This window comes from Actinomyces bouchesdurhonensis, from assembly GCF_900128465.1.
In the GTDB taxonomy this organism is placed as follows: Bacteria; Actinomycetota; Actinomycetes; order Actinomycetales; family Actinomycetaceae; genus Pauljensenia; species Pauljensenia bouchesdurhonensis.
Genome location: NZ_LT635862.1, coordinates 6,508 through 7,753 on the forward strand (window position 1 = coordinate 6,508; position 1,246 = coordinate 7,753).

Here is a 1,246-nt window from a genome sequence, read left to right on the forward strand (position 1 = left end):
GGGCGAGGCCGTGGCCGAGTCGCGTCCGAGCGCCTCGCGTGAGGCCGACGCAGAGTCCACTTCTCAGACGGGATCCGTGCCTTCCCTCGTCTTTAACGTTGAGGTTCCCGAGGCCGTCGAGGTTGCCGACACACCCGCACGCCCCTGGACCGTTGCCCCGATCCCTGCGCCGACCTACGCGTCGCGCGACCGTATTCGCGGCCGCATCGTCCATGCGGACACGGACCTGCGTGGCATCCCGCGCATTACGGGGGCGATTCCCGCGCGCCCGATCGCTCAGACCGCGCAGGTCGGTGCCCGCTCCACCGAAGAGGTCGTCGCCGACCAGGCTGTCGCCCTGGACCTGGATGCCGTCTTGGACGCGCGCCGGGCCCAATAGGGCTGCTTGTTGCTGTCGTTGCCGCGCCGCGAGCCACCGGGCTCGCGGCGCGGTTGTTTGTGCGGGGTGATGGAATGGTTAATCCTGCTGCTTGGGATGTGGCCGCGTGGCATCGCGCATGCGCTGGTGGTCGGCTTGCGTCATTGCTCGTCGTGGTGCTAAGCTATGCGAGTCCTTGGGGCTATGGCGCAGTTGGTAGCGCGTCTCGTTCGCAATGAGAAGGTCGGGGGTTCGAATCCCCCTAGCTCCACCACATGCCGACATCCGATAGTGGGTGTCGGTTTTCTGCATGTCTGAGCGCCTTGTTGGGGTGCGGGGGTGCTTGGGGTTAAAGGACAAAACGTGTTGGTTTTATGGCGACTTTTCGGCTTGTTAGTGCGGAAAAATCGGGCTATAGGCGCAAACGTGGTGCTTTAGACGGCGTGTCGTGGGTCTAGTGGGCGCGTCCGGCCCAGCCTTTGCGTGGCCAGAGTCCTTCTTCTGGGGTGGGGGTTCCTTCCGGGATTCCGTGGCGTTTCTGATCGGTGTGGTTGGGGTGTTTGGGTGTGGGGATCCGGCGGGGTGTGGGGCACCCGTCGTGTTCCCATTGGGTCAGGACTTCGGTGGGGGTCGGGGGTTGTGGGGTGCGCAGGAGGAGAGCCCATTCGGCGATGACGGCTTGGTGGTAGGCACTGGCACCGCGGTGAGCGTGGAGGAGTTCACGCACGACAGCGTTGATGGATTCGACGTGGTTGGTGGTGGCGCAGGCCGGCGGGTCGGCTGGTGTGCCGTCGGGGTTGGTCAGGTAGGTGAACAGCACTCCTTGGCGTGCCAGTCGTGCCAAGCGTCGGTAGGCGCGGCGCGTGCGTTCATGCGTGTACCACCAGG

1 tRNA gene and 2 pseudogenes are annotated in these 1,246 nt (G+C 65.2%); 2 read left to right on the forward strand and 1 reads right to left on the reverse strand.

The annotated features are described in order from the left end of the window. Nucleotides 1–379 (forward strand): annotated as a pseudogene (locus BQ7477_RS00025) (hypothetical protein); the annotation flags it as partial. Nucleotides 380–556: 177 nt separating this feature from the next. Further along, nucleotides 557–632: transfer RNA gene (locus BQ7477_RS00030), tRNA-Ala, on the forward strand. A gap of 180 nt (nt 633–812) precedes the next feature. Here BQ7477_RS00030 and BQ7477_RS00035 read toward each other — a convergent pair. Then, nucleotides 813–1,246: pseudogene (locus BQ7477_RS00035) on the reverse strand (hypothetical protein); the annotation flags it as partial.